Raw genomic sequence first — 23,853 nt, forward strand, 5'->3', positions numbered from 1 at the left:
TCTGTCTTCATTCCTTAACTATAGTAACGTTCTGATAATAGTGTTGCAATATCTGCTTGTAATCATACCCGCTGTCAGCCATGCCTTTCACGCCCCATTGCGACATGCCTAGACCATGACCGTATCCTTGGCCAATGAACAGAAAGCCCGAACTGTTAGTAATCGCTCTGGCTGAGGAATCCCCACCCATCACTACAGTTCCACTACCGTTCACATTAACCTTACCTGATGCAGAGAGTACACCTGCGCTCTGTGAACTTCCAATCGTGCTGGTAGCACCGTCAGCGCCTAATACAGTATAACTTCCGGCTGGTACAATATCAAACAATGTACTTGGCAATCCATTGAACGCAGAACGGAACATATCAGGATATTTCACATCCAGTGCCTGACCATTTGCTTTCACCTGAATCGCTCTTCCAGAAGGGCCGCGCTGAGTGACCTGCAGATTAAGGATGCTAGAAGGAAGCGCGCTAGTTGTTTTACCCTGCAAGCTTTTTAGAAGGTCGGCAGAGGTGTATGGCCCTTTGATCCAGCTATAACTACCGGACTCATAGACTTTGTCTAGAACAACAGCATTCTCGCCTGGATTCAGCTTACCTACCGCACTTACACTACTTTCAACAGCAGGAAGCGGGCGTACATTGACATCTTTAGTGGTGGCTGTCGCTATATCCAGTCCCGCTGCAGTTTTATTTCCTGTCAATTTAATGTTATCCTCACGTGCGTATCCAGAGGTGCCATTAGCGAGCAGTAAATAATACCACTTCTTAGCGGTCGCGGTAGCTGCGACATCCTCTTTGCTGGGAACGCTGGCAAATGCATCTCCACCATTGCCCCATACCTCTGATGGATCAGAGGTTACTCCGCCACTGTTCGAGGAGAACACAGCCTCTATAACTTTACCACCGCTCATCAATACTTCACCGGCAGTAGCATCCACTGCCTTAATAATAACTGGAGCCTCTGATCCGATTCCGTTATATACCTGACTCAATGTAGAATCTACTACATTCGCTACTTCGAAACGGTTGCCTTGCGCCATTGCATAGCTTCGGGCCGCGACAGCCTGAGCCTTTAGAGCTTCATCCGGCCAGCTGGAGGAAACCTCTCCTCCAACCACTGCATACAAATATTGTTCCAGTGGCACTTCATTGATAACCGCTAGGGAACCTCTCAAATTACTTAGTTCCATATTTCCACGGTAGGTACGCTTGGATCTTTCTTCGAGCTGAATTCCAGCCTCACTGCCAACGGCCAAAAATTTAGCTTCATTTCCGGAAACCATATAATGATTAGCCTGTGTCTCGCTGCTAAGGTCCAGCCCAGCATCCAGACGCATGATTAACCCAGGTGAAGTTGCAGCAGACATAGCAAGCTGTGGCAATGCTGCAGACACTGCGGTCTGAACAGCACCCAAATCTTTGTCGTTCGCAGCTTCGCCTACCCATACCTCAAACTGAGCACTGCCATCACTTCCTGAGAGAAACACCTTCCAGGCATCAAAACCAGCAGCTGTAATACTACTCAGAGCAGTATCAGCTTCTTGTTCCGAAGAATAGCGACCCGCCGATAAATGCTTGTCCCCTTTCACCGCAGGGGTTTGATCAGCAGTAATGCCGAGTCCTGCCTTTACTACACGGGTAAGCCCATCCTTGGCAGCAGCTTCACTGGCATAGACACCTGTATACAATTGATATACATTGGTTCCATTTCTAGAAATCATATAAATTTGAGGCTTATCAGAGGTGGACTGAAGCTTTTTAGCCGCATCGGCAGCTGTTTTCCAGCTTGAAGTCTCCATTACCTTTACTCTATAACCATCCACACTAACACGAATTCTGCTCTGGGCAGGCACCGATAACAAAGGAGTGCTCCCTGGTTGGTTTGACATCAAAGTGAAGCTTTGTGTCGATAACATAGTTACTACTGGCACGGTAGATTTATATTTACTACCAATATCGGCATAAAGGGCAACTCTTATCGTACTATTAGAATCGGCATGACTGGCACCCGCAGGGATCAAGAGACTTCCCACAGCAATCGCAGCTGCTAGCAATCCTTTGCTTAGTGGAGCTATTCTTCTCCATTTCATCTTCGTATGCTTCATCCAGCATCCTCCTTTTAAATGTAGTTACTGACTCAATGCTGCTCCGGAGGGAGCGGAAGGCCTAAGTGATGATAAGCGGCCGGGGTTACAATTCTTCCACGAGGGCTCCGCTGCAAGAATCCTATCTGCAGCAGGTAGGGCTCATAAACATCCTCAATCGTCTGACTCTCCTCACCAATTGTAGCAGCAATCGTATCCAGTCCTACAGGACCGCCACGAAAGCTTGAGATCATCGCTCTTAACATCTTGTGGTCGATGCTGTCCAGCCCACGTGGATCCACTTGTAGCATCTTCAGGGCTTCCCCAGAAATCTCAGGGGTTATAATCCCATCGCCGCGCACTTGAGCAAAATCACGGACTCGCTTCAATAGTCGGTTCGCAATCCGCGGCGTTCCACGGGAACGAAGCGCTATCTCTTCCGCCGCATCTCCGACAATCTCAATCCCTAAAAGATCTGCATTTCGAGCAACAATGAAGCTTAGCTCATCTATGGTATAGAACTCCAAGCGGCTGACCACTCCGAAACGATCACGTAGTGGCGCTGACAGCAGGCCAGCACGGGTGGTAGCACCTATAAGTGTGAAAGGCGGCAAATCCAAGCGTACCGAACGGGCACTTGGCCCTTTGCCGATCATGATGTCCAGCGCGAAGTCCTCCATCGCCGGATACATAACCTCCTCCACCGTCCGGTGTAAGCGGTGAATTTCATCGATGAACAGCACGTCGCCTTCCTGCAGGTTCGTCAGCAGGGCGGCTAAATCTCCCGGCCGCTCTATAGCAGGACCGGAAGTTGTTCGTAAATTCACACCCAGCTCATTGGCGATAATGTTTGCGAGTGTTGTTTTACCGAGACCTGGAGGCCCGTAGAGCAGCACATGATCCAGCGCTTCACTTCTCATTTTGGCCGCTTCGATATATATTTTCAGGTTTTCTTTTACCTGATTCTGTCCGATATATTCTCCCAGATAACGAGGGCGTAAACTTAATTCTACGGCTTGCTCGTCCATCATCAAATTAGCGGATATAATCCGGTCATCCATTCCTATCGCTCCCTTTCTTCAAGGATGTGTTCGGCTTTACTTAGCAATATATAATAGCCCAAGTGCTTTCTTCATCAACACATCTACAGTCCCTGTCTCTGCGCCCTCTTTTTTCATAGCGAGCCACACACGGTCCAATTCACTTTCGGTATAACCCAATCCCTTAAGGGCATCCCTAGCCTCTTGCCAAGCTAACCCATCCGATGCTTCTTCCATTGGAACTGCAAATAATCCCGTTTGCATGGAAGCCATACTGAGTCCGTCCAGCTTGTCCTTCAAATCTAGGATCATCCGCTGCGCCGTCTTCTTGCCAATGCCCGGCAGTTTCGTTAAGAAGGTTATATTCTCTTGGTAAATTGCCGAGATCAACTGATCTGGAGTTCCACCTGTCAGTATTCCGAGTGCAACCTTCGGACCGATCCCAGATACCTCAATCAACTTGCGGAACAATTTTTGCTCCTCCCGAGTCGGGAACCCGAACAGAAGCGTCGCATCCTCACGTGTTTGATAATGAATATAGATCGTTACAGGTCCTTCTACTTTAGCAAATGCATAAGGGTTCGGGCAGAACACCCGATATCCTACGCCCTGCACATCCAGCACCACATATTCCGACTCTAAATGAACGACGGGTCCTCTTAAGAAATCTATCATTTTCGCAATACCTCATTTAATTTAGAATTAAGACTGCTCGAATGGGCATGACATACCGCTACCGCGAGTGCATCCGCTACATCATCCGGTTTAGGGATCGCCGATAATTTCAGTAGCAGCTTCACCATTTCCTGTACCTGCCGTTTCTCTGCCTTACCATAACCAACTACAGCCTGCTTCACCATCATAGGTGTATATTCCGAGACGGGTAAGCCACGCTGTACAGCAGCTAATATCGTCACTCCGCGGGCCTGTGCTACTGGCAATGCTGTGGTAACATTACGTGCGAAGAACAACTTCTCTATCGCTACAGCATCAGGTTTATATTTATCAATGAGCTGACCCATGCCTTCATAGACATGCAGCAGACGTTCTTCCTCAGGCGTGTGAGCCTCAGTCTGGATACAACCATATTGGACCGGGGTCAACTTATGACCTTCCTTATCCACAAAGCCAAAACCGACAATCGCCAGCCCTGGATCAATTCCCAAAATGCGCAAGCACGATCTCTCCTCTATAACAGGCAGTTTATTCCACCGTTTTCATCCATTACTCCGCTACGAAGCGAACATATGTATTCCTTCAAACCATTATAGCAAAAATACCCCTTCCGGGAGAAAAAAAGTTTACCCTCTGATGCGAAATGACAACTTTAGGCCTACAATGAGAACCTCAAACTTTCTTATATTTGCAAAAAAAAGCTGCCCTATAGCCATTAATAATGACTTTAGGACAGCTGATATGCTTAAGGATGCTATTGCTTATTCTGCATGACATGTTCGGCAGCCTCACGCGCATAGTCACTGAAGGTGGACAATACGCTGTTGTACTCTTCAATATCTTGTACACGAATGCCCTCATGAAGCTCTTTCCAAATACTTTCCGGCAGGGAGGATTTCAAGGAACCCATATCCATTTGAAAAAAGGTCTTCAGAACCTTTTCCTGTACCGGAGGGCCTTTAAACAATTTCAAATTTCCAAATGCATCGACCCCGATATAGGCTTCTTTTTTCGTTAGGGTCGATAGATCATTCACTTTTTGTTCCAGCCACAAATCTCCATCACTGCTGATGAAGCCGCTCCATGCGGGGTGTTCGTGAATTATCTTTTTAAGCTGAAGCGGGCTCTTTACACCTGGCAATGTCTGAACTTCTTCCCCAGATACATACGATATTTTTAAATGAACGGTTCTGCTGAGTCCGCTTTGAGCGATCGTCTGCAACAGTTGTTCGTTTTTTATGGTGCCCTTCTCTTTCTCCTCACCGCTGTCCACGCCTACTTTAAATACAGCTGCGGCCAACTCGCTTTCAGCACTATCCGTCCAACTAGAATCCGTCAGCAGTCCACTGATTTCCTCAGGTACCTGCATACTGCGCCATGCCAGTACAGTAAGAGCTAAACAAGCTGCCCCTACCCAAAGCGCCTTTTTCCAACGTCTCCATCGCTGCCAAAGTTGTTTTTTTATGCGCGACACGTTAATCCCTTCATTCTGGTTTTTCCCTATTGTGACCTGAGAAGGGATCATTTATGCGCTTTTCTGTGAATAATCGCTATTTTATCCTAATTGCAAGGTTGACCTTGCAGTACCGTTCAAGCGTTAGGAATAACCGGCAGCTTCACATGGCTTGGATATTTACTATTATGGTAAACAGTCTGCAGCACTGTAATCGCCTCTGAATCTTCATACGGGTTACCACCAGTATTCGTATTCGGGAAAGCAACGAATTTACTGGAAGAGGTAATCGAAAAACGAATTCGGTGTCCTACCGCAAATCTGTGAGCAATATTCGGCATGAAAATATCGTATTCCTCCACTTGCCTTGGCGTGAGCAGTTCTGGTGCATCAAACCCATGACGATATTTAGCTCTGACAATATAGTTAGATAACCGGATAGAGTCTCCATGTTCATTCACATCACTAAGCGTAACTACCCAATCCGTATCCTTACCTGTGCTAGCGGCGTAGATGACAGCAGACAATTCGCCAGCAATAGTCAATTCTTCCGTCAACACCTCACTAGTGTACACAAGAATATCATTTCGGAGCTCATATTTCCGCAAATTTTCAGGCTCCCGCTCACCGCTATCATTCATAGGATCATTTGGGTTATAGACATAAGTATCTTCTGGAGAGTGTTCCTCTGGCGCTGTGAGCAGCTTCCCGTCTCCTTGTCCTGAATTAGCACGGCCAGCACTGGAAAGATAAAACGGCGTAGTTGTAGCTTCAACTGGTGTCCAATCCTCCGACGTTCTCCACTGATTCTCACCAACGACATAATAAGAGGCTCTAGGCTCCTGATCTATTCCGTTCGGAATGCCTTTGAGGAAGCGGTCGAACCAGCGCAGTACAGAAACATCATAATCATAGACGACTGCATCATTGCCGAAGCTTACTCCCTCATAATCTCTGGCTCGGTTTGGCCCATGCTCCCATGCACCCAGACGGATTTTACGATTTGGCACATCATGTTCAGTCAGCATTCTCCAAGTCTCCGATACGCCAGGGCTGTCGCCATCATACCAGCCTGAGATCACATACATAGGGACCTGCACTTGATCCCCACGTTCCGTAAAGGTACAGTTTCTCCAGAAATCATCATACTCCGGATGCTGGCTCCACAAATCCCATGGTCCTGATGCTTTGCCGATCATTTGCTGTGGAATCTCCTTAATCGGTCTCGCATCGACGGCCGCTTCTGGGTTCACCGTAATGCCCCCAAAAATATCAAAATCCGTCCGGGTACCCACAGATTGTGCAAGCGTCCAAGACAAGAGTGGCCAAGAGCAAAGCGTCCCACCCTTACGCGCTGTATCTACAAACGGTGAGCCAACATTCACTTCATCCACAACAGCCTTCAAATTAGGGTGCCCACTGGTCGCCGCCGAGACAACCACAAAGCCGAGATAGGACGCGCCCCACATTCCAACATTGCCATCTGACCAATCCTGCGCGATAATCCAATCGATCGTATCGTAGCCATCATCCCGTTCATTATAAAAAGGGATCAACTCCCCCTCCGAATCCGCCCGACCTCTTACGTCCTGTGACACCACTGCATAACCTTTGTTAGCCCATCTCATAAAAATCTCTTTTTTCCCGTTACGGTCATAGCAGGTTCTCACAAGAATCGTCGGCAGCTTGGTTCCCGGCTGAATGCCCTCAGGAAGAAACACATCCGTAGCCAGTCTCACGCCATCACGCATCGGAATCAGATCCGTACCCAAATCATTTACACCATACTCTGGCTTGGACAAAAGGGGATCATCATAAACAACCAGAGGCGTCAGCTTCTCATATCCTGCTTTAACAATCAGCTCGATGCCATACCGATTCGGCGTAAGAAAGGCAATAATCTCACCATCCAAGGTCACAATATCCAGTGCCGTCTCTTTTCGTAGCGCCCATACTTGTGAAGTAAGCTCACGGCCATCCAATACAGCCTGATACTGAATATGCTTTTGATAAAGATCACCATTACTTAGAACTACCTCATCATTGACCCATTCTGCTTTAGCGTAAGCGTCCATGTGTTCGTGGATTTTTTGAAATGGAAGAACGGTCTTGAACTGGGTATCCAGCGCATTGTATTGCATTTGTGTTCGTCTGCGTGGATCAACCTTAGCGAGCATAATTTGTTGTTCCGTAAAATGTATTTTCCCTGAATAAATGCCAGAACAGTAGAAGTTAAATGTAGTTGTGTTCAAGTATGTTGTCATCTATTTATCCCCTATCCCCAAATTTCTTCAAACACGCGCAGCCAGTTGCCACCCATAATCTTTGCAATATCCTCATCCTTATAACCGCGAGCCACTAGACCTCTAGTAAAGTTGATAAAATAGCTATATTTTTCAAGCCCAGCAACGGTTTCAGTAGAAGGTCCGTCTCCTTTGGCAAATCCTAGCTTAGGTGCGATATGTTCTTTAAAATAAACCAATGACCAGATCACATCGCTCATCGGCCAATCCGTTCCAATCCCGACATGATCCACGCCTACAAGCCGAATCACATATTCGATATGATCCAGCACATGATCAATGGTCGTATGGTTAGGATCTTCATGAACAAACCACGGCATAGCAAAAATACCGATAACTCCACCCGTCTTCGCTATCGCGATAATCTCTTCATCACTTTTACAGCGCATATGTGGATAGATAGCCTCTACACCCGTGTGTGAAGCAATGACCGGAGTCTTAGAATACTGGCAAGCATCAAGCGTGGTCTGTTTTCCGCAATGTCCCGTATCTACAATGATCCCGAGCTTGTTCAAACGCTCAATGAATCTTTTTCCATAATTCGTAATCCCAGCGTTCGACTGTTCTGCACAACCTGCACCGACCTGATTCTGATTGTTATAAGTTAATTGTAAAATTCTTAAGCCAAAATTATGTAACACATCTAATAGGTCCAGATTAGTACCTAGGCCATCTGTTTCTTGTGCCGTGATAATACCCGCTTTATGCCCATTGCGCTTGGCTGAACGAATGTCCTCTGCGGTTAATGCTTTTACTAACCAATCTGCGGAGTCGAACTGAAGCTGAACTTCAGCCATGCTAGTGACCATGCTTTCTAAAGATTCTAAGTGAAGTTCCCGGTTACCCGCGGTAATTCCCGATTTATACCATTCACTTTTATACTCGGGGATCTCACCGCTGGCCAACAGCTTTGTGATCATTTTTGCTGGCATGCTGCTATATATCATCGGCTCATCTTTATAGGGCTCACACAGCTCTTTTATTTTTTTAGACACAGACTCTGGAATTGCGTTTGGAGATAAGGGACCTTGAAATAGCAAATCAATATTAATGTTCTGCTCATGCAAATGTACGGCCCGCTCTTCGTCTTGCTCCGTCAACTTGAAATCATACAAACCTTCATATGTGCTCATCATGTGGTCGCTCCTTAGAATGCAATTTCAATGCCTTTTTGTAATTTAACAGCTTCATTATAAATGAAGTTGGCTGCTGCTAAATCCTCTATTGCAAGTCCTAGTCCTTTAAAAAGAGTGATCTCATCAGCTGTAGCTCTGCCCTCAATATTCCCGCTGATCAGTTCACCGATTTCACCGATAATATGACCTGAAGTAATCACGCCTTCGTTCAGCGGAATTAAATAATCCCCAGATTCATTATGCGCGGATTCCAATCGGTCTACATATAACTTAGCTAACCGTACGGTCTCCGAATCCAGCTCACGATCCGCTGCTCTGCAGGCTCCAACCGCATTGATATGTACTCCAGGCTTCAGCCATTCTCCTTCGAGTACAGGCTCTGTGGATGCTGTTACGGTACAAATGATATCTGCTGGATTAACTGCCTCTTGAATAGTCTCAGCCACAAGGATATCCACACCATATTTACGGCTCATTTCTGCTTGGAAATCTCTTGCCTTTGCAAGTGCCCTACTCCAAACTCTGACCTCACGAATCGATCGAACCAGTAGCATCGCTTCCAGATGACTTTTGGCTTGCTCGCCGGTACCTAGAATGGCAAGTACCTCTGCATCTTCTCTAGCCAGATAACGAGTGGCTACTGCGCTAACAGCTGCTGTGCGAATTGCGGTAATCTTCTGTCCATCTACTACAGCTTTCAGAACACCGGTAGAAGAATCGAATAACGTAACAAGCCCTTGATGGGAAGGTAAACCTGAGCCATGGTTGCTTGGAAACACACTGATGATTTTGGCACCTGCTACTTCTTCACTCTGCAAAAAGCCCGGCATTAAGCCAATCAGATTGCCTTGGTGCAGCGGGAGTACTTGTCTTAAGCTCTGTATGGCTTGTCCTGCGGACAAGTCCTTCAAAACGGATTCCATCACTGTGATGCAAGACTCCATTGCTAATAGCTCAGCCACTTCATTTTGATTAATAACTAGCATAAGACAAACCTCCTTTACTTCATTGTGTCAACAAATGTGGGAACGCAAAATTATTCTTTATATCATAACTTATACGCTTTAAATATTCATGTATAAAGCTGGAAATCAGCAATTTGTCTTACCACGGGCTATTAGCTATACTTAATATAGTTCATATTCTATTTTAAGGAGCTGATGATTGATTATGTCTAGTAAAATAACTTTAGGTAGAACAAATTTGCAGGTACTCCCTCTCGGACTGGGTGCCAATGCTGTTGGTGGGCATAATTTATTTCCCGGCTTAAATGATGAGACTGGTAAAGACATCGTTCGCAACGCTCTTGACCATGGGATCAATTTCATTGATACCGCCTTTATCTATGGTCCAGGTAGATCCGAGGAACTTATTGGAGAAGTGCTGAGAGAAAGAGGCGGCCGTGACAATGTGGTTATTGCTACTAAGGGCGCTCACAAGATTACTGGCGATAAGGTTACGATCGACAACTCTCCAGCTTTTCTAAGACAGTCTGTGGAAGACAGCTTGAAACGCCTCCAGACCGATTATATCGATCTTTACTATATTCATTTCCCTGATGAAAGCACTCCTAAGGATGAAGCTGTTGGCGAGCTTAAGAAGCTGAAGGATGAAGGAAAGATCAAAGCGATTGGGGTCTCCAACTTCTCCATTGAACAGCTGAGAGAAGCCAATAAGGACGGGCATGTGGATGTTCTCCAATCCCATTACAACCTGCTGCACCGTGATGCAGAAAAAGAACTGCTCCCTTACACGCAGGAGCTTGGCATTTCTTTCGTTCCTTACTTCCCACTCGCGTCCGGCCTTCTTGGCGGCAAGTATAAGCAAGGCGATACGTTCAGCGACAATAGAAAGAACAACCCAATGTTTCAAGGAGCGACCTTTGCCAAAAACCTGGAGAAGGTGGACAAGGTTCGCCAAATTGCCGATGCCAAAGGTGTTGAAGTCGCACATGTGGTGCTAGCCTGGTATTTGACCGTACCTTCCATCGACGCACTTATTCCCGGAGCTAAACGTCCGGAACAGATCGTATCGAATCTCCAGACTCTGAAAGTTCAGCTGACACCAGATGAGATCAAAGCGATTGATTCAATCTTTAAGGCGTAATAGCGCCTTATAATGTAAAAGGGGTTGTCCTTGAAGTCATGAAATGGCTACTGGGGCAGCCCCTTTTCAAAGGAATAGCGTCACTGGAGTCCGCAAGCCTTAATAAATGATCAAGACTCGATAGCGCAGCTAGCCAACAAACAAAAATACAGGGCAGCGGATTCTTATCGAATATCCTAAATTCTTTGTATTAGTAAATATTGTTTGCTATACTTTCTCTGTGTATCAGTAGACTTAAATTTTTATACAAAGGGGAATTCCTTGATGATTATTCAACCTAAAACACGCGGATTTATATGCACAACAGCCCATCCAGAGGGATGCGCCAAACAAATAGAACAACAAATTGAATATGTAAAAGCGCAAAAGAAAATTGAGGGACCTGCGAATGTACTTGTCATCGGTGCCTCTACCGGATACGGACTGGCTTCTAGAATTTCAGCTGCTTTTGGTGCTGGCGCCAATACCATTGGTGTGTTCTTCGATAAGGCTGCGGAAGGTCAGCGCACCGCATCTGCAGGCTGGTACAACTCCGCTGCCTTTGAACAACAAGCAGCAGAGCTTGGACTTAAATCACACAGCATAGTTGGCGATGCCTTCTCTGATGCGATTAAAGAGAAGACCATTGCATTGATTAAAGCTGAATATGGCACCATCGATTTAGTTATTTATAGTGTCGCTTCACCTCGTCGTACCCATCCGGTAACAGGAGAAACCTTCTCCTCCGTTATTAAACCAGTGGGAACAGCTTATTCGAATAAAACCTTGAACTTCCATACAGGCGAAGTATCCATGACCACCATTGAGCCTGCTAATGAAGAGGAAGTACGTCAGACCATCGCTGTAATGGGCGGCGAAGACTGGAGAATGTGGATCGATCAGCTTCAAGCAGCTGATGTCCTTGCAGATGGTGCTACTACCGTTGCTTACTCCTACATCGGGCCTGAAATCACTCACCCTATCTATCGGGACGGAACAATTGGCCAAGCCAAGCACGATCTGGAACAGACTGCGATCCAAATGAATGACCTTCTTTCATCAAAAGGCGGACGTGCCTTTGTATCCGTTAATAAGGCGCTCGTAACTCAGTCCAGCTCAGCTATTCCTGTAGTACCCCTTTATATCTCTGCACTTTATGAAGTGATGAAGGAAAAAGGCCTGCACGAGAACTGTATTGAACAAATGTATCGCTTGTTCTCTGAGCACCTATACGGTGAAGGCAAGGCTACTGCTGACGGAAGCTGCTTGATCCGCATTGACGACTGGGAAATGCGTGAGGATGTCCAGACAGAGGTTATGAAACGTTGGGACGAGCTGACAACTGATAATGCAGGTGAGCTGGCTGATCTTGAAGGCTACCGCCAAGATTTCTTCAATCTGTTTGGCTTTAGAACAGATGGCGTAGACTATGAAGCAGATATTGATCCTAATGTCGACATTCCGAATATGTATTAATATGATTCTGAATACATCCATATGCTAATTCTGGATGTATAAACAAAGAGGTTGTCTGCAAAAGTAGTGAAGTCTACTGATGTGGCGGCCTCTTTTTTTGCACTTTGCTTACAACCTACCTATACGTCGTAGGGCATATTGGCTTAGCCTCCCACTTTGTGATATGGTTTGATAGAATACTGCAAGTTCTAACTTACATTCTAAGGAGTGAATCACTCATGGTTAAGAAAATTAGTGTAGCGAATTGTGTACTTGACGTATCCCAAATTTCGCTGGGCTGTATGCGGATTGCGGATTTGTCTGCAAAAGAGGCTGATACACATGTACATAGTGCGTTGGAGCTCGGAATAGACTTCTTTGATCATGCCGACATTTATGCGGACGGCAAAGCTGAAGAGGTATTCGCAGGGGTACTTCAGAACAATCCTGGTATGCGTGATAAAATGCTGATCCAAACCAAATGCGGAATCCGCAAGGGCTATTTTGATTTTTCCAAAGAGCATATCCTACAATCCGTGGAGGGTAGCCTAAAACGCTTGAAGACCGATTATATCGATGTGCTCTTGCTTCACCGTCCTGACACGCTGTTCGAGCCGGAAGAAGTGGCTGAGGCTTTTGACATTCTGGAGAGTAAGGGATTGGTCAAGCATTTTGGTGTCAGCAACCAGAACCCGTTACAAATCGAGCTACTTAAGAAAAATGTAAAGCAACCGCTGCTGTTCAACCAGCTGCAATTGAGCATTATGTTTACGGGTATGATTGATACCGGCTTCAATGTGAATATGACCAACTCCGGTTCGGTTGTTCATGATGGCGGGATCTTAGAATACAGCCGTCTACACGACATGACCATTCAGCCATGGTCGCCTTTCCAATATGGCTTTTTTGAAGGTGTATTCTTGGACAACGACAAGTTCCCTGAATTGAACGAGGTCATTAACCGCTTAGCAGCTGAAAAAGAGGTTACCAATACTGCTATTGCCATTGCCTGGATTCTCAGACATCCGGCAAATATGCAGCCTGTTGTAGGTACAACCAATACGCAGCGATTGCGGGATATTGCCAAAGCATCCGATATTACACTCACCAGACCAGAATGGTATGAAATTTACCGCGCTGCGGGTAATATCCTTCCATAAATATCAAAAGCCACGAAGTACGCTAATATCGCACTTCGTGGCTTTTTTTGTGACTATGATTGAAACCGTATAACTTTTATAAAAAAAAGAAACGGCATCTCTGCCGTTTCTTTTAGGAATGGACTCTCAGGGGCTCGAACCCTGGACAAATAGATTAAGAGTCTACTGCTCTACCAACTGAGCTAAGAGTCCACAATATAATGATTTACCTTACTATACTTGAAAAGCAAAAGCCCTTAGCTTAACGCATAAGAGCTTCGCTTGCTAATTGATACCGGCGAGAGGACTCGAACCTCCACGGTTTCCCTCTCGATTTTGAGTCGAGCGCGTCTGCCATTCCGCCACGCCGGCAAAGTATGAAGTTAAAATATGGCGCGCCCTGAGAGATTCGAACTCCCGGCCTTTTGATTCGTAGTCAAACGCTCTATCCAGCTGAGCTAAGGGCGCAAAATTTATATGGAGCGGACGACGGGAATCGAACCCGCGACCCTCGCCTTGGCAAGGCGATGCTCTACCGCTGAGCCACGTCCGCACACGGTATGTATTAGTGTCCGACTCACTTAAGAAGTGAGCCATGAAGGACTCGAACCTTCGACACCCTGATTAAAAGTCAGGTGCTCTACCAACTGAGCTAATGGCTCATGAAGCAAGAAAAATGGCGGAACCGACGAGATTCGAACTCGCGATCTCCTGCGTGACAGGCAGGCATGTTAGGCCAACTACACCACGGTTCCAAAAGATATAATTGCTTGATGAAAATTGGTTGCGGGGGCAGGATTTGAACCTGCGGCCTTCGGGTTATGAGCCCGACGAGCTACCGGGCTGCTCCACCCCGCGTCATTAAAAATATTTAGCTATTCATTACCATAAGAAAGCTTCATGGTGGAGGCTGAGGGGATCGAACCCCCGACCCTCTGCTTGTAAGGCAGATGCTCTCCCAGCTGAGCTAAGCCTCCATGTAAAGAAGCAACTCAATTATCATAACATAATCCAACCTGTAATGCAACATTTTATTTCAGAAGAACAATTACGTTTTAAAGAAATTGGTGACCCGTATGGGATTCGAACCCATGTTACCTCCGTGAAAGGGAGGTGTCTTAACCCCTTGACCAACGGGCCGTATTGAAAACAAAATGTTTTGACAACAAAAAAGATTATATCATGTATTTCTAAGTATAGCAATACCTAAATTAATATATTTTCACTTTTCTTCTATAATAGGCGTTAAAGTGATATCAAGCTTACTAGCTATCATCTTTACGACTCCTAGAGTAGTCAGGTTATTTGTGTCTAAATGGTCTTTAAATACGTCCTTATTAAGCCCTGTGAGGCATCTGTCGATCTGTTGAACGGCCCATGAGTCATTCCCTTCACCTCTACCACCCAATCTCTTGAGCAGCGTCTCTCGTGAGGCACACAAAGTAAAATGATGAACCTCTAATCCCTCATTTATTAGATTTCCAGCAATGTCCATCCAATATTCTGGGTTGACTATGGTCATAGGTACGATAATCGTTCCCCTATATTCGCTAGCTATGTATTTTAACATGGAATGGTTAATTTCACGCCAAAGATAATAGTTCTGAAAGTCACTTTTTGTCATCACATCGGGAATGTTTGCTCTTATGTAATACCCTACATTCTCTGGATCGTATACAAAAGAATCAGGAAGTCTGCGATGTAATTCATATGCAGTTTCTGTCTTCCCCGCACCAAAAGCTCCATTGATCCATATAATCAAGATCTTTATCCCCCATGAATAATCTATTAGTGACTCTATTAAACCACTTTATCATAAAAACCCTTACAAGCAAATTCACTCTACAATGCACAACAAAAAGACCACTGTCGATTACTCAACAGCGGTCTTGCGTGCTTGGCAACGTCCTACTCTCCCAGGACCCTTCGGTCCAAGTACCATCGGCGCTGGAGGGCTTAACGGTCGTGTTCGGGATGGGTACGCGTGGAACCCCTCCGCTATCGCCACCAAACGGGCATTTGCGGTACAAATGCATTATTCAGGTCTCAGCATCGCCAAATGCTGAAAACAAATTCATCAACATACAGCCACTAGGACCATATGGTTTAGAACTTGATTCCTGAAAACTGAATCCGAATTGAATTTGCGTTTGCCCTTCTTACGGGGCCCCCGGAAAGTACTCGGAATTAGCTTCACAGCCTTTTCTTCACTTTTTGGGGTATTTTTAGGATAAGCCCTCGACCGATTAGTATTGGTCAGCTCCATGCATTACTGCACTTCCACCTCCAACCTATCTACCTCGTCGTCTTCAAGGGGTCTTACTAATTGGGAAATCTCATCTTGAGGGGGGCTTCACGCTTAGATGCTTTCAGCGCTTATCCCGTCCGTACGTAGCTACCCAGCCATGCTTCTGGCGAAACAACTGGTGCACCAGCGGTACGTCCATCCCGGTCCTCTCGTACTAAGGACAGCTCCTCTCAAATTTCCTGCGCCCACGACAGATAGGGACCGAACTGTCTCACGACGTTCTGAACCCAGCTCGCGTACCGCTTTAATGGGCGAACAGCCCAACCCTTGGGACCTACTTCAGCCCCAGGATGCGATGAGCCGACATCGAGGTGCCAAACCTCCCCGTCGATGTGGACTCTTGGGGGAGATAAGCCTGTTATCCCCAGGGTAGCTTTTATCCGTTGAGCGATGGCCCTTCCATGCGGTACCACCGGATCACTAAGTCCGACTTTCGTCCCTGCTCGACTTGTAGGTCTCGCAGTCAAGCTCCCTTATGCCTTTGCACTCTTCGAATGATTTCCAACCATTCTGAGGGAACCTTGGAACGCCTCCGTTACTCTTTAGGAGGCGACCGCCCCAGTCAAACTGCCCGCCTGACACGGTCCCCGTACCCGATTAGGGTACTAGGTTAGAACCTAGATACGATCAGGGTGGTATCCCAACGGCGCCTCCACCGAAGCTTGCGCTCCGATTTCTACGGCTCCCACCTATCCTGTACAGATCGTACCCAAATTCAATATCAAGCTGCAGTAAAGCTCCATGGGGTCTTTCCGTCTTGTCGCGGGTAACCTGCATCTTCACAGGTATTAAAATTTCACCGGATCTCTCGTTGAGACAGCGCCCAAGTCGTTACGCCATTCGTGCGGGTCAGAATTTACCTGACAAGGAATTTCGCTACCTTAGGACCGTTATAGTTACGGCCGCCGTTTACTGGGGCTTCGGTTCATAGCTTCGGGTTACCCCTAACCACTCCCCTTAACCTTCCAGCACCGGGCAGGCGTCAGCCCGTATACTTCGCCTTGCGGCTTCGCACAGACCTGTGTTTTTGCTAAACAGTCGCTTGGGCCTTTTCACTGCGGCCCCCTCGTGCTATTCACACTACCGGGGCACCCCTTCTCCCGAAGTTACGGGGTCATTTTGCCGAGTTCCTTAACGAGAGTTCTTCCGCGCGCCTTAGAATTCTCTTCTCGCCTACCTGTGTCGGTTTGCGGTACGGGCACCTTCTCCTGGCTAGAGGCTTTTCTTGGCAGTGTGAGATCATGACCTTCGCTACTGTAATTTTCGCTCCCCATCACAGCCCAGCCTTAATGATGTGCGGATTTGCCTACACATCAGCCTCACTGCTTAGACGGACATATCCATCAGTCCGCGTCACTACCCTCCTGCGTCACCCCATCGCTCATAGCGGATTACGGTGGTACAGTAATTTCAAACTGTTGTCCTTCGACTACGCCTTTCGGCCTCGCCTTAGGTCCCGACTTACCCTGAGCGGACGAGCCTTCCTCAGGAAACCTTGGGCTTTCGGCGGATCAGATTCTCACTGATCTTTTCGTTACTCATACCGGCATTCTCACTTGTATGCTGTCCAGCGCTCCTTACGGTACACCTTCAACCCACATACAACGCTCCCCTACCCCAGATACATACGTATCTAGCCATAGCTTCGGTGGTGTGTTTAGCCCCGTTACATTTTCGGCGCAGAGTCACTCGACCAGTGAGCTATTACGCACTCTTTCAATGGTGGCTGCTTCTAAGCCAACATCCTGGTTGTCTGTGCAACTCCACATCCTTTCCCACTTAACACACACTTGGGGACCTTAGCTGATGGTCTGGGCTGTTTCCCTTTTGACAATGGATCTTAGCACTCACTGTCTGACTCCCGGCAATAAGTATATGGCATTCGGAGTTTGACTGAGCTTGGTAATCCTTGCGGACCCCGCACCCAATCAGTGCTCTACCTCCACTACTCTTATACCGAGGCTAGCCCTAAAGCTATTTCGGGGAGAACCAGCTATCTCCGAGTTCGATTGGAATTTCTCCGCTACCCCCACCTCATCCCCGCATTTTTCAACATGCGTGGGTTCGGGCCTCCAGTGCGTGTTACCGCACCTTCACCCTGGACAGGGGTAGATCACACGGTTTCGGGTCTACGTCCACATACTCAATCGCCCTATTCAGACTCGCTTTCGCTGCGGCTCCGTCTTCTCGACTTAACCTTGCATGTTAAACGTAACTCGCCGGTTCATTCTACAAAAGGCACGCCATCACCCATTAATAGGGCTCTGACTTTTTGTAAGCACACGGTTTCAGGTTCTATTTCACTCCCCTTCCGGGGTGCTTTTCACCTTTCCCTCACGGTACTGTTTCACTATCGGTCGCCAGGTAGTATTTAGCCTTAGCAGATGGTCCTGCTGGATTCATACGGGGTTTCACGTGCCCCGCACTACTCGGGATCCGTCTCGGAGAGAACACAGTTTAGGTTACAGGGCTTTTACCTCTATCGCGGGCCTTTCCAGACCTCTTCACCTACCATATTCCTTTGTAACTCCATGTGAGACGTCCCACAACCCCTAAGAGCAAGCTCTTAGGTTTAGGCTGTTCCGCGTTCGCTCGCCGCTACTGACGGAATCACTATTGTTTTCTCTTCCTCAGGGTACTTAGATGTTTCAGTTCCCCTGGTCTGCCTCTACATCTCCTATGTGTTCAGAGATGAGTAACTGCGAATTACCACAGCTGGGTTTCCCCATTCGGACACCCCCGGATCAAAGCTTGCTTACAGCTCCCCGAGGCAGTTTCGTTGTTCGCCACGTCCTTCGTCGGCTCCTGGCGCCTAGGCATCCTCCGTGTGCTCTTATTAGCTTAACCTTGATTTTTCCGCAGGAAAATATCATACAATGACATCTCTTTTGGAATCATCTCACTAATAACATTTACTTGTTTGCACAAGTTGCTAAAAGATGTTCTAAAACGCAAATTCGTTTCGGTATCCAGTTTTCAAGGATCAAGTCTTGCTTGAGAGCTTAAACTCTCAAAACTGAGCAACGAGTGAGTAACAGGCCTAAACCTGAGATTTGGAAGTTTAACTTCCGATTTGAATGTCTTCATTGCAGAAGACGATTCTCCATAGAAAGGAGGTGATCCAGCCGCACCTTCCGATACGGCTACCTTGTTACGACTTCACCCCAATCATCTACCCCACCTTCGGCGGCTGGCTCCCTTGCGGGTTACCCCACCGACTTCGGGTGTTGTAAACTCTCGTGGTGTGACGGGCGGTGTGTACAAGACCCGGGAACGTATTCACCGCGGCATGCTGATCCGCGATTACTAGCAATTCCGACTTCATGCAGGCGAGTTGCAGCCTGCAATCCGAACTGAGACCGGCTTTGATGGGATTGGCTTCACCTCGCGGTTTCGCTTCCCGTTGTACCGGCCATTGTAGTACGTGTGTAGCCCAGGTCATAAGGGGCATGATGATTTGACGTCATCCCCACCTTCCTCCGGTTTGTCACCGGCAGTCACTCTAGAGTGCCCAGCTTAACCTGCTGGCAACTAAAGTTAAGGGTTGCGCTCGTTGCGGGACTTAACCCAACATCTCACGACACGAGCTGACGACAACCATGCACCACCTGTCTCCTCTGTCCCGAAGGCCGCCACTATCTCTAGTGGATTCAGAGGGATGTCAAGACCTGGTAAGGTTCTTCGCGTTGCTTCGAATTAAACCACATACTCCACTGCTTGTGCGGGTCCCCGTCAATTCCTTTGAGTTTCAGTCTTGCGACCGTACTCCCCAGGCGGAGTGCTTACTGTGTTAACTTCGGCACCAAGGGTATCGAAACCCCTAACACCTAGCACTCATCGTTTACGGCGTGGACTACCAGGGTATCTAATCCTGTTTGCTCCCCACGCTTTCGCGCCTCAGCGTCAGTTACAGCCCAGAAAGTCGCCTTCGCCACTGGTGTTCCTCCACATATCTACGCATTTCACCGCTACACGTGGAATTCCACTTTCCTCTTCTGTACTCAAGTCACCCAGTTTCCAGTGCGACCTCAGGTTGAGCCCAAGGTTTAAACACCAGACTTAAATGACCGCCTGCGCGCGCTTTACGCCCAATAATTCCGGACAACGCTTGCCCCCTACGTATTACCGCGGCTGCTGGCACGTAGTTAGCCGGGGCTTTCTTCTCAGGTACCGTCACTCCGATAGCAGTTACTCTACCGGACGTTCTTCCCTGGCAACAGAGCTTTACGATCCGAAAACCTTCATCACTCACGCGGCGTTGCTCCGTCAGACTTTCGTCCATTGCGGAAGATTCCCTACTGCTGCCTCCCGTAGGAGTCTGGGCCGTGTCTCAGTCCCAGTGTGGCCGTTCACCCTCTCAGGTCGGCTACGCATCGTCGCCTTGGTGGGCCGTTACCCCACCAACTAGCTAATGCGCCGCAGGCCCATCCCTCAGTGACAGATTGCTCCGTCTTTCATTCTTTCTTCAGGAGAAAAAAGAAATTATCCGGTATTAGCTACCGTTTCCGGTAGTTATCCCAGTCTAAGGGGCAGGTTGCCTACGTGTTACTCACCCGTCCGCCGCTAAGTTACTTTGAAAGCAAGCTTTCAAAATAACTCCGCTCGACTTGCATGTATTAGGCACGCCGCCAGCGTTCGTCCTGAGCCAGGATCAAACTCTCCAATTAGTATTGAAAAGAGCGATATGCTCATTTTGAAACATCTGACGAGAAAATTAATTCTCTAATTTTGGAATTTCACTTTCGTGATTTCCTACTCACTCGTTGTTCAGTTTTCAAAGATCAAGTTCTCGTTGGTGCCGTTTAATGTCTCAGCAGCAACTTTCATAATATATCATGTTTTCCGATGAATTGCAACACTTTTTTTTTCAAAGTCTTTTGTAATTTCATCCGGATTAACATTCACCAACCGAAAGTTTATATCTCCTCTTTGCGACTGGATTTATAATGTAACATATAACCCACTCTAAAAACAACCCCTAAATTCAAAAAACATAAATAAGTACTTTCGCCTCAGTCCTACTTCTCGTTCCCATCTTCTCATAAAAAACGTGCAGATTCTAATAATCAGAACCTACACGTTAAATAGAGATTGGATGTTAGTTTAGAACTGTATTAATTAGAAATCCACGGATTTCTGCGTTTCTTTGAGCTCTCTGTACGACCACCAGAATTTGAACGTTGAGACTTCACAGCTGTTTTGTTTTTCTTACTGCTGCTTTGACTCGAGGTCTTTGCTTTTGATGCCGTTTCCTTCGTTGCAGTTCCCTTGCTCTTGAGAGAAGCACCAGAAGTAGATTCCTCACTCACTGTTCTAGCAACTTCGGGAGTGTCCTGTACAAACGTTTCAGGATCTTGGATTTCCGGAACCCGATTATGCTGTGAATAATTACCAATACCTGGATACTGCGGATTAGACGGAATACTCGACATTATCGGCCCGCCAAAAGCTCCAAGAGGAGATGCTGGAACTATTCCCTGATTAGGTGTTCCCGCTCCATAAGCAGAGAATGCATTTGGGTTTCCATATGCAGGATAGGTATTATATACGGGCATTTCATATGAATAGGGTTGAACATGCATTCCCCCACACCCACAAGTAGTTGGCCAAGGAAGGTTCGGTGACATCCCATACATCGGGTTCATCCCTGAAACATTAGCCTCCATATTGTTAGGTGCAGCATTTGGATTCCATTGTTCTGGACTCACGTTAGGCGCAGCATTCGGATTCCATTGTTCCGGACTCATATTAGGCCAAGCGTTCGGATTCCATTGTTCCGGACTCATATTAGGCCAAGCGTTCGGATTCCATTGTTCTGGACTCATGTTAGACGCAGCATTCGGATTCCATTGTTCTGGACTCATGTATTGTTCTGGGCTCACATTAGGCGCAGAATTCGGATTCCATTGTTCTGGACTCACATTAGGTGCAGCATTCGGATTCCATTGTTCTGGACTCATATTAGGTGAATACATATTTTCTGAAAAGTAGTATGGAGACATGCATTCAGGTCCATATGACGCCGGTTGAACATAACTTGGTGCCCAATTCATGTTCATATTTGGGCTATTTTGATAAGAATCATAGAGATAAGGATTTCCTCCAAGTCCTGGATATCCCATGTTGTCACAAGCATCTGCCTTTTCCTCTTTGCAAGCCATTGGCTTCATCTCAGCTTTTGGTGACTCATGATGTGCTACAGGCTCTTGATTTGGAACTGTAATCTGAACAAATAAGCTCTGCATTTCAATTTCTTGCACAGGAGCAACTTCCATTTGCATATTCGGCGCAGGATTAGGTGCAGCATTTTGATTATTAATAGGGGCCATGTTCATCGATGGGTGTGGTGCAGAATTGTACAAAGGCGAGATATTTGGCGATGATTTAGGTGCAGGTTTAGTTTCCGCTTTAGCTTCTGGTTTATTTTCTGCTTTTGCCTCTGGTTTATTTTCTGCTTTTGCTTCCGGTTTAGTTTCTGGTTTGACCTCTGGTTTAGTTTCCGGTTTTGGTGCAGGAACTACCTCAGCTACTGGCTGTTCTTTTGGACCCGTATATTCCTTCCCGCCAACTTGTGTTTTCTCAGAAGCATTAGAAGGCATGTAGCCTGGCTGTACGGGTGAAGCGTTTGATGTCTTTTTAGGAATGTTGACTACTTCCCCTAACATCAGTACATTCGGATTCTTCAGCTGGGGGTTTGCTTCAACCATATCTTTTAAAGGGATTCCCCACGCCTTAGATAATTTCCATAAGGTATCTCCTTGTTTGACTGTATGCTTGTAGTAAACTTCACTGTTATCCGGTACGGATACAGGAGCCGTAGGTATTTTTACTTTTTCACCAAGTGCCAGCACATTCGGATTACTGATCTGTGGATTAGCTTCAATAATTTTTTGTAACGGCACTCCGTACTTTTGCGATAATGCATACAGACTATCGCCTTGTTTGACAATGTGTATTTTCACGTAGCATTAACCTCCTAAAAGTTTTGTGGAGTATTGCTTTCTTACAGCTACACAGCAAAACTGGCTTTGAAAGCAAACACCCTTTGGATGGAACATTGCTCTCTTACAGAGTTATATGCGGTACAGCCGCCTCCTTCGTTACTACATCTTATGCAGCCCATGGGCGAATGACATCCCTGAAATAAAAAAAATCCTTTCATGAGACATGAAAAGATGTACCAGAGACCTCCGGCCATCTTCTTCATATGCATGAAAGGATATCTAATGCCTATTCAATACTCATTACTCGACTAGCATGTAAAGAGCAAATTGTACGATTAAATGTTATTCCCAAACCTTGTAACCATCTTTGTCAACAACATTGCGGAACTCTTCAAGCAATTTCAAAGTGATTGGACCCGCTTGTCCTTCACCAATGATTCGGCCGTCAATTTCACGCGCAGCAATAACTTCAGCAGCAGTACCTGTGAAGAATACCTCATCCGCTATGTAAACATCATGCATAGTGAATGGTTCTTCTTTTAGCTTAATACCCAATTTCTCACATAACTCGATGATCGCCAGACGTGTGATTCCTTCAAGCGCTCCCAAATAGCATGGAGGAGTGAAGACCACACCATTTTTGATGATGAAAATATTATCTCCAGATCCTTCAGTAACATATCCTTGAGCATTCATCATGATTGCTTCATCGGCTTCTGCCAGATTGGACTGGATTTTCACTAGGATATTGTTGAGATAGTTAAGCGATTTAATCTTCGGATTCAGTGCATCCGGAATATTACGACGTTGGGATACAGAAACAGCACGAAGCCCATTAATGTACGCTTGCTCTGGGTAAATAGCTAATTGTTCAACGATAATGATTACGCTGGCTTTAGGGCAACGGCGTGGATCAAGACCCAAGTTACCAGGACCACGGGATACGATCAGTCGAATATAACCGTTACGCATGTCGTTAAGGCGGATCGTTTCAGCCATAGCTTCCAGCATCTCGTCATAAGTGAGCGGAATGTCCAGCATGATCGACTTCGCCGAATCATATAGTCTGTCCAAATGCTCTTTACATTTAAAAATATTACCATTGTAGATACGAATACCTTCAAATATGCCGTCTCCATACAAAAAACCGTGATCAAAAACGGATACCTTTGCATTTTCCTTAGTTACGTGTTGTCCATCCAGATAGATCCATTGTTCAGCCATGA

General features: G+C 46.5%; 14 protein-coding genes, 9 tRNA genes and 3 rRNA genes. 3 read left to right on the forward strand and 23 right to left on the reverse strand.

The annotated features are described in order from the left end of the window. Nucleotides 1-7: 7 nt before the first annotated feature. The 8 genes from NSS87_RS24475 to NSS87_RS24510 all read right to left on the reverse strand — a co-directional run bounded on the left by NSS87_RS24475 (nucleotide 8) and on the right by NSS87_RS24510 (nucleotide 9,682). Complete coding sequence (locus NSS87_RS24475; protein ID WP_339243274.1) at nucleotides 8-2,110, reverse strand: SpoIID/LytB domain-containing protein; 2,103 nt, start codon at nucleotides 2,108-2,110, stop codon at nucleotides 8-10. 32 nt (nucleotides 2,111-2,142) lie between these two features. Then, nucleotides 2,143-3,150 carry a Holliday junction branch migration DNA helicase RuvB gene (ruvB, locus tag NSS87_RS24480; protein WP_042191128.1) on the reverse strand — a complete coding sequence of 336 codons (1,008 nt, stop codon included), beginning with the start codon at nucleotides 3,148-3,150 and terminating at the stop codon, nucleotides 2,143-2,145. A 36-nt stretch (nucleotides 3,151-3,186) separates the two neighbouring features. Further along, nucleotides 3,187-3,804 carry a Holliday junction branch migration protein RuvA gene (ruvA, locus tag NSS87_RS24485; protein WP_042191130.1) on the reverse strand — a complete coding sequence of 206 codons (618 nt, stop codon included), beginning with the start codon at nucleotides 3,802-3,804 and terminating at the stop codon, nucleotides 3,187-3,189. Next, nucleotides 3,801-4,304, reverse strand: coding sequence for a crossover junction endodeoxyribonuclease RuvC (ruvC, locus tag NSS87_RS24490; RefSeq protein WP_036677679.1), 504 nt, complete (start codon nucleotides 4,302-4,304; stop codon nucleotides 3,801-3,803). The genes ruvA and ruvC overlap by 4 nt, the downstream gene beginning before the upstream one ends. Before the next feature lie 254 nt (nucleotides 4,305-4,558). After that, complete coding sequence (locus tag NSS87_RS24495; RefSeq protein WP_339243275.1) at nucleotides 4,559-5,278, reverse strand: BofC C-terminal domain-containing protein; 720 nt, start codon at nucleotides 5,276-5,278, stop codon at nucleotides 4,559-4,561. Nucleotides 5,279-5,394: 116 nt separating this feature from the next. After that, nucleotides 5,395-7,521 (reverse strand): CocE/NonD family hydrolase, encoded by a 2,127-nt coding sequence (locus NSS87_RS24500; protein ID WP_339243276.1) that lies wholly within the window; start codon nucleotides 7,519-7,521, stop codon nucleotides 5,395-5,397. A gap of 11 nt (nucleotides 7,522-7,532) precedes the next feature. Continuing rightward, entirely contained in the window at nucleotides 7,533-8,696 is a 1,164-nt protein-coding gene (locus NSS87_RS24505; protein ID WP_339243277.1) for a membrane dipeptidase, read from the reverse strand. A gap of 11 nt (nucleotides 8,697-8,707) precedes the next feature. Further along, nucleotides 8,708-9,682, reverse strand: a complete 975-nt coding sequence (locus NSS87_RS24510) for an ornithine cyclodeaminase family protein (protein ID WP_339243278.1) — start codon at nucleotides 9,680-9,682, stop codon at nucleotides 8,708-8,710. 184 nt (nucleotides 9,683-9,866) lie between these two features. On the opposite strand from NSS87_RS24510, the gene NSS87_RS24515 reads away from it, so the two are divergent. From NSS87_RS24515 to NSS87_RS24525, 3 genes are all read left to right on the forward strand, one after another. Next, on the forward strand, nucleotides 9,867-10,802 hold the full coding sequence (locus NSS87_RS24515; RefSeq protein WP_076284850.1) for an aldo/keto reductase: 936 nt from the start codon (nucleotides 9,867-9,869) through the stop codon (nucleotides 10,800-10,802). A gap of 264 nt (nucleotides 10,803-11,066) precedes the next feature. Then, on the forward strand, nucleotides 11,067-12,257 hold the full coding sequence (gene fabV, locus NSS87_RS24520; protein ID WP_076284851.1) for an enoyl-ACP reductase FabV: 1,191 nt from the start codon (nucleotides 11,067-11,069) through the stop codon (nucleotides 12,255-12,257). A gap of 218 nt (nucleotides 12,258-12,475) precedes the next feature. Beyond that, nucleotides 12,476-13,396 carry an aldo/keto reductase gene (locus NSS87_RS24525; RefSeq protein ID WP_339243279.1) on the forward strand — a complete coding sequence of 307 codons (921 nt, stop codon included), beginning with the start codon at nucleotides 12,476-12,478 and terminating at the stop codon, nucleotides 13,394-13,396. A gap of 119 nt (nucleotides 13,397-13,515) precedes the next feature. Here the strand turns inward: NSS87_RS24525 and NSS87_RS24530 are convergent. The 15 genes from NSS87_RS24530 to ilvE form a co-directional block, all read right to left on the reverse strand. Next, nucleotides 13,516-13,588: transfer RNA gene (locus NSS87_RS24530), tRNA-Lys, on the reverse strand. Between the two features lie 80 nt (nucleotides 13,589-13,668). Further along, a tRNA-Leu gene (locus tag NSS87_RS24535) sits at nucleotides 13,669-13,747 on the reverse strand. 19 nt (nucleotides 13,748-13,766) lie between these two features. Next, nucleotides 13,767-13,843, reverse strand: a tRNA-Arg gene (locus NSS87_RS24540). Nucleotides 13,844-13,853: 10 nt separating this feature from the next. Beyond that, nucleotides 13,854-13,928 (reverse strand) — tRNA-Gly (locus NSS87_RS24545). A gap of 36 nt (nucleotides 13,929-13,964) precedes the next feature. Further along, nucleotides 13,965-14,037: transfer RNA gene (locus NSS87_RS24550), tRNA-Lys, on the reverse strand. A 15-nt stretch (nucleotides 14,038-14,052) separates the two neighbouring features. Then, nucleotides 14,053-14,130 (reverse strand) — tRNA-Asp (locus NSS87_RS24555). Nucleotides 14,131-14,156: 26 nt separating this feature from the next. Further along, nucleotides 14,157-14,233 (reverse strand) — tRNA-Met (locus tag NSS87_RS24560). Between the two features lie 43 nt (nucleotides 14,234-14,276). Continuing rightward, nucleotides 14,277-14,352, reverse strand: a tRNA-Val gene (locus NSS87_RS24565). Between the two features lie 88 nt (nucleotides 14,353-14,440). Further along, nucleotides 14,441-14,515: transfer RNA gene (locus tag NSS87_RS24570), tRNA-Glu, on the reverse strand. Nucleotides 14,516-14,597: 82 nt separating this feature from the next. Then, nucleotides 14,598-15,137, reverse strand: a complete 540-nt coding sequence (locus NSS87_RS24575) for an AAA family ATPase (protein ID WP_042191143.1) — start codon at nucleotides 15,135-15,137, stop codon at nucleotides 14,598-14,600. A 133-nt stretch (nucleotides 15,138-15,270) separates the two neighbouring features. After that, nucleotides 15,271-15,387: ribosomal RNA gene (rrf, locus tag NSS87_RS24580) — 5S ribosomal RNA — on the reverse strand. 214 nt (nucleotides 15,388-15,601) lie between these two features. Then, nucleotides 15,602-18,530 (reverse strand): 23S ribosomal RNA (locus tag NSS87_RS24585). Nucleotides 18,531-18,792: 262 nt separating this feature from the next. Then, nucleotides 18,793-20,350: ribosomal RNA gene (locus NSS87_RS24590) — 16S ribosomal RNA — on the reverse strand. The 16S, 23S and 5S rRNA genes sit together here, the layout of an rRNA operon. Nucleotides 20,351-20,797: 447 nt before the next feature. Continuing rightward, nucleotides 20,798-22,645, reverse strand: coding sequence for a LysM peptidoglycan-binding domain-containing protein (locus tag NSS87_RS24595; protein WP_339243280.1), 1,848 nt, complete (start codon nucleotides 22,643-22,645; stop codon nucleotides 20,798-20,800). 324 nt (nucleotides 22,646-22,969) lie between these two features. Continuing rightward, entirely contained in the window at nucleotides 22,970-23,851 is an 882-nt protein-coding gene (gene ilvE, locus NSS87_RS24600) for a branched-chain-amino-acid transaminase (RefSeq protein ID WP_042191145.1), read from the reverse strand. Nucleotides 23,852-23,853: the final 2 nt, after the last annotated feature.

It is taken from the genome of Paenibacillus sp. FSL F4-0243, from assembly GCF_037963295.1.
In the GTDB taxonomy this organism is placed as follows: domain Bacteria; phylum Bacillota; class Bacilli; order Paenibacillales; family Paenibacillaceae; genus Paenibacillus_AQ.